Source organism: Streptomyces anatolicus (genome assembly GCF_019400875.1).
GTDB lineage: Bacteria > Actinomycetota > Actinomycetes > Streptomycetales > Streptomycetaceae > Streptomyces > Streptomyces anatolicus.
Map to the genome: position 1 here is coordinate 1 of NZ_WMBF01000485.1, position 4,739 is coordinate 4,739.

At 72.1% G+C, this 4,739-nt stretch carries 6 protein-coding genes; 3 read left to right on the forward strand and 3 right to left on the reverse strand.

The annotated features are described in order from the left end of the window. Nucleotides 1–47 precede the first annotated feature (47 nt). On the reverse strand, nt 48–938 hold the full coding sequence (bla, locus tag GKQ77_RS27950) for a class A beta-lactamase (RefSeq protein WP_372459999.1): 891 nt from the start codon (nt 936–938) through the stop codon (nt 48–50). A 270-nt stretch (nt 939–1,208) separates the two neighbouring features. On the opposite strand from bla, the gene GKQ77_RS27955 reads away from it, so the two are divergent. Together GKQ77_RS27955 and GKQ77_RS27960 are read left to right on the forward strand one after the other, a co-directional pair. Next, nucleotides 1,209–2,126 (forward strand): hypothetical protein, encoded by a 918-nt coding sequence (locus GKQ77_RS27955; RefSeq protein WP_219691704.1) that lies wholly within the window; start codon nt 1,209–1,211, stop codon nt 2,124–2,126. Then, nucleotides 2,123–2,359: a hypothetical protein gene (locus tag GKQ77_RS27960; RefSeq protein WP_219691705.1), complete on the forward strand. Its 237-nt coding sequence runs from the start codon at nt 2,123–2,125 to the stop codon at nt 2,357–2,359. Before GKQ77_RS27955 ends, GKQ77_RS27960 begins: the two co-directional genes overlap by 4 nt. A 106-nt stretch (nt 2,360–2,465) precedes the next feature. On the opposite strand, the gene GKQ77_RS27965 is transcribed toward GKQ77_RS27960, so the two are convergent. Then, nucleotides 2,466–3,173: a nitroreductase family protein gene (locus tag GKQ77_RS27965; protein ID WP_219691706.1), complete on the reverse strand. Its 708-nt coding sequence runs from the start codon at nt 3,171–3,173 to the stop codon at nt 2,466–2,468. Between the two features lie 49 nt (nt 3,174–3,222). On the opposite strand from GKQ77_RS27965, the gene GKQ77_RS27970 reads away from it, so the two are divergent. Beyond that, nucleotides 3,223–3,795, forward strand: a complete 573-nt coding sequence (locus GKQ77_RS27970; RefSeq protein ID WP_372460000.1) for a GNAT family N-acetyltransferase — start codon at nt 3,223–3,225, stop codon at nt 3,793–3,795. Here the strand turns inward: GKQ77_RS27970 and GKQ77_RS27975 are convergent. Continuing rightward, the coding region (locus GKQ77_RS27975) for an NADP-dependent oxidoreductase (RefSeq protein ID WP_219691708.1) at nt 3,792–4,739 on the reverse strand (948 nt) is incomplete at its 5' end. The two genes, GKQ77_RS27970 and GKQ77_RS27975, sit on opposite strands and share 4 nt — an antisense overlap.

The window sequence follows — 4,739 nt, forward strand, 5'->3', positions numbered from 1 at the left end:
GCCCCACCCCGGTCGGAGGCGGTGTGTCTTTCCCGGCCCTCTCGGGCTCAGGTGAGGGCGTCGACGGCAATCCGGGTCATGTCGGCGGCGATGCGGTCCTCGCCGGGGGTGTCCGGGTCCAGGCGGGTCGTGTAGACGGAGATGACCAGCGGGGCGCCGCCCCTGGGGGGCCAGGCCACGGCGACGTCGTTGACCCCGCCGTACGCGGGCGAGCCGGTCTTGTCGCCGACCCGCCAGCCCTCCGGGAGCCCGGCGCGGATCCGGGCGTCGCCGGTGGTGTTCTCCACGAGCCACCGCACGAGCTGGTCGCGGTCGGGCGCGGCGAGGGCGTCGCCGAGGACGAGCTTGCGCAGGTTCGCGGTCATGGCCGCCGGGGTCGTCGTGTCGCGCGGGTCGCCGGGGATGTTGGTGTTGAGGTCGGTCTCCCAGCGGTCGAGGCGGGTCCGGGTATCGCCGAGGGAGCGGGCGAACTCGGTGATGCCCGAGGGGCCGCCGAGCCGGCGCAGCAGGAGGTTGCCCGCCGCGTTGTCGCTGTAGGTGACCGTCGCGTCGCACAGCTCCCGGACCGTCATGCCGGTCGGGAGGTGCATCTCGCACCGGGGCGAGTAGGTGACCAGATCGTCGCGCCCGTACCGGATCAGTACGTCGAGCAGCCCCGGCTCCTCCTCGCGCGCCCTGCGCAGGATCGCGGCGGCGGCGAGCACCTTGAACGTCGAGGCGATCGCGAACCGCTCGTCGGCGCGGTAGCCGAGGGTGGCGCCGGTACCGGTGTCCAGGGCGTGCAGACCGATGCGGCCCGGATACCCCTTCTCCAGCTCACGCAGCCGGCGCCGGGCACCCGCCGAGGGCGTCGCGTGCGCGGCGCCGGGCACCGAGAGGAACACGGGGGCCGCGGCCGCGGCGCCAAGGAGGGATCTACGGGAGGGAGTTACGTTCATGATCATGACGGTACCGGGCGGCGCGTGGGCCGGGTACGGAAGCCGCGCGGCAAGAGGAGGGCGGGGTATGGGAACGCCGACGACGCCGGGTGTCCGTGTTGTAGCCTGGCCCCGCGCCGGTAGGCAGGCGTGCTCCACACTCCAAGGACCCGGCACCTTGGAGGGAGTGAAGGGCTCTGACGAACCCACCTACGAGCACGGGCAGTTCGTGTCAGGGATGTACGCATCACCTCAGTGGTCGCGCCGGGCGACAGAACCACAGGGGGACGTATGTCCAAGCAGAGCAATCGCCGGCGTGCGGCCGACATGTGTGACAAGGCGACCGGTGTCGGCTACCAGCGGAGCCTGAACTGGGCCGAGGAGAACCGGATCTCGCGCCTGCGGCCCGTACCGGACGCGGCCAGTTCCGATCAGCGGCGATTCGAGGCCCTCCTCGCGCACAGCTTGACCGAACCGCTGCGAGACTGCCAACTCGACGGTGCCGTGCTGGGGTTGCGGGGCGTGGACCCCTGCCCCGACCAGCCTGTTCTCCGCCTGCATCCGGTCATGGCGAACCGGATGGTGGCCGAACTGATGCCACGCTTCGACGCCTTCTTCGGCGGCATGCGCGGGGTCCCCGGGCTGCGCCTCACGTGCTCCGACGGGCATTGGCTCCTGGTGGACGTGGGTGGCTCGGCCTCCGTGCGTCTGGCCCACGAGGACCCCGACTGGACCCCGCGGCTCCCGGGGCGGGAACGGGGCATGACCGACATCTGGCGAGACGCGCCGACCCGGCTCTCGCGTGTCGAGCGCCAGGAGATCGCCGAGTGGGGAGCGGGATATGGCCATGCGGCCAGTGGCGAGACCCGTGACCTGCTGTTCAGCCGGGTGTTGCGGCGTCCGTGCCTGATCAACGTCGCGGGGAGCGCACACGGCTGGGCCAATACCTACAACCACCACACGGAGGACATCGTCATCGAGTGGTGCTGTGGTGTGCCCGCCAAGGAGGTCGCCGCCGACCTGAGGCGCAGTGGAATCACCGCAGCCGCCGATGGTGTGGACTGCCGGCCGAGCTTCAGCCGTGATCCGCACCCGGAGCGCATCGACCTCGGTGACGCCGCCCTCGTGCTGCGCTGCCTGCACGCCAACTGGTGCAAGGAAGACGGCGTCGAGCGGATCGCCGCCGCGAACCGCAAGAGGTACCGGTGAAGGCCGTGGAGGCCGTCGTCCTGTCGGTGCTCCTCCTCGGAATCCTGCTCGGGCTGCTCCAGGCAGTGATGAGGGTCTACCGGGACACACAGATCCTGCGCATGCTGCGCGGGGCACTCGCCGACTGCTCACCTGACGAACGGACACGACTCTGCCTCGAACTGGTCCAGGTGCTGCGGAGCACCGCGGCGCTGCCCTCGGGCGGACCGCAGCCGCCGGAGGGGCAGAGCTGATCGCGGCACGTCCGCGGGCCGGTGTACGCCCCTCAGGCCGGTGGCCGCGGTGGCCGCATGCAGGGCGGGAGCCGGACGGTCTTCGCGCTGCGCCGGTCGTGTCCGCTCAGACCTCCACGAGGACCTGATCGAGCGACTTGCGAACCAGGTCGGGGACCTGGCAGTCCGGTGCCGGATAGCCCACCGGGATCACCGCGAACGCCTTCTCGTTCTCGGGGCGGCCGAGTACCTGGGAGAGGAAACGCATCGGGCTCGGGGTGTGGATGAGTGCGGCGAGGCCCGACAGGTGCAGGGCGGAGAGCAGCATGCCCACCGCGATGCCGACCGACTCGTCTACGTAGTAGTGCTTGTGCTTGGTGCCGTCCTCGCCGAGCCAGTACCGCTGCTGGAAGACGACGATCAGCGCGGGCGCGTCCGTCAGGTGCGGCTTCACCTCGTCCGTGCCGAGGGGGCGCAGCGCCGCCAGCCACTCCTCGCCGAGCCGGCCGTCGTACGAGACGCGCTCCTCGTGCTCGGCGGCCTCGCGGATGCGGCGGCGGACCTCCGGGTCCTGGACGAGGACGAACGTCCACGGCTGCTGGTGCGCGCCGGACGGCGCGGTCGCCGCGCACGCGATGGCGTCCCGCACGACCTGCGCGGGCACCGGGTCCGGCGCGAACTGCCGTACCGTGCGCCGCTCCCGCATCCGCTCCCGCAACTCGGCGGCGTGCGCCAGGGATTCGGCCTCGGGCATGCGCGCGGGGCGGTACGGGACAGAGCGGTAGGGCTCGCCATGGATGGGGGTCCACTCTTGCTGCTGCTCGGTCTCAGACATGGCTCCGATTCTGCTGTGAGGGGTGCCTCCGGCGCTATGGTGCAGACCAATTGGGGGCCACTTCGGGCCTGAGTACGCTGTCGAGGTGACGGAAAGCATTCTGCGTACGGCCCACACCAGCGAGCTGACCCCGGCCGAGCTGCGCGCCGCCCGCGCCCTGCTCGACGAGGCCTTCGACGGCGACTTCGGCGACCAGGACTGGGACCACGGCCTCGGTGGCGTCCACGCCCTGATCCACGAGGCCGGGGGCGCGCTGGTCGCCCACGGGTCTGTGGTCCAGCGCCGGATCCTGCACAACGGCCGTTCGCTGCGCGTCGGTTACGTCGAGGCGGTCGCCGTCCGCACGGACCGCCGGCGGCGGGGGCTCGGCGGCCGGGTGATGGGCGCCCTGGAGCGAGTCGTCGACGGGGCGTACGACCTGGGCGCGCTCTCCGCGTCGGCCGAGGGGGAGCGGCTGTACCTCGGGCGCGGCTGGACGCGGTGGCCGGGTGCGGTCGGCACGCTCGGCCCGGCCGGCGCGGTCCTCATGCCGGAGGAGGACCCGCCGCTGCTGCGGGGCGCCGCCGGGCTCGACCCCGCGTACGAACTCCTCATCGACTGGCGTGAGGGGGATGTGTTCTAGCCCTCCGCCAGGGCCGACCGCACGATCATCTTTCCCACGTTCTCGCCCCGCAGCATCCCCAGGAACGCGTCCACGATCCGGTCGAAGCCCGGCACCACCGTCTCGTCGAGCCCGACCCGCCCGCTCCGCAGGTGCGGCACCACGAACTCGTACAACTCCTCCTGCACGGCACGGTGGTTGCTCACGAGGAAGCCCTCCATGCGCAGGCTCTTCTCGACGATGTCGGGGAGGTTGCGCAGCGCGTAGGGCGCGCCGGTGGCGTTGTACTGGGCGATGGTGCCGATGCGTACGATCCGTCCGAACTCGCGCAGCGAGGAGATCGCCGCCTCCAGATGCTCGCCGCCGACGTTGTCCACGTAGACATCGATGCCGTCGGGGGCCGCCTTCGCCAGGAGGTCGGCCGCGGGGCCCGCGTGGTAGTCGAACGCGGCGTCGTAGCCGACGTGTTCCGTCAGGTACGCCGTCTTCGCCGCCGTGCCCGCGCTGCCGACGAGCCGTCCCGCGCCCATGAGCCGGGCCAGCCGTCCCGTCGCCGTGCCGACGCCGCCCGCCGCCGCGGAGACGAACAGGTCCTGCCCCTCGCGGAGTTCGGCGATCCGGGTGAGGCCCACATACGCGGTCAGGCCGGTGCCGCCGAGGATGCCCAGGTGTGCGGAGAGCGGCACGCCGTCGAAGCGGGGGACGCGGCGGACCTCGGCGGCGGTGACCACGGCGTGCGTGCGCCAGCCCTGGCGGTGGAAGACGATCTCGCCCTCGGGGAGCGCGGGGTCGCGGGAGTCGACGACGCGGCCGAGCGTGCGGCCCTCCAAGGGGGCGTGCAGCGCGAAGCCGCCGTCCATCATCTCGCGGTGGTAGGGGTCGACGGACCAGTAGAGGTTCTCCACGAGGGCGGTGCCCGGCGCGGGCTCGGGGAGCGCGGACTCCACGAACGCGAAGTGGGCGGC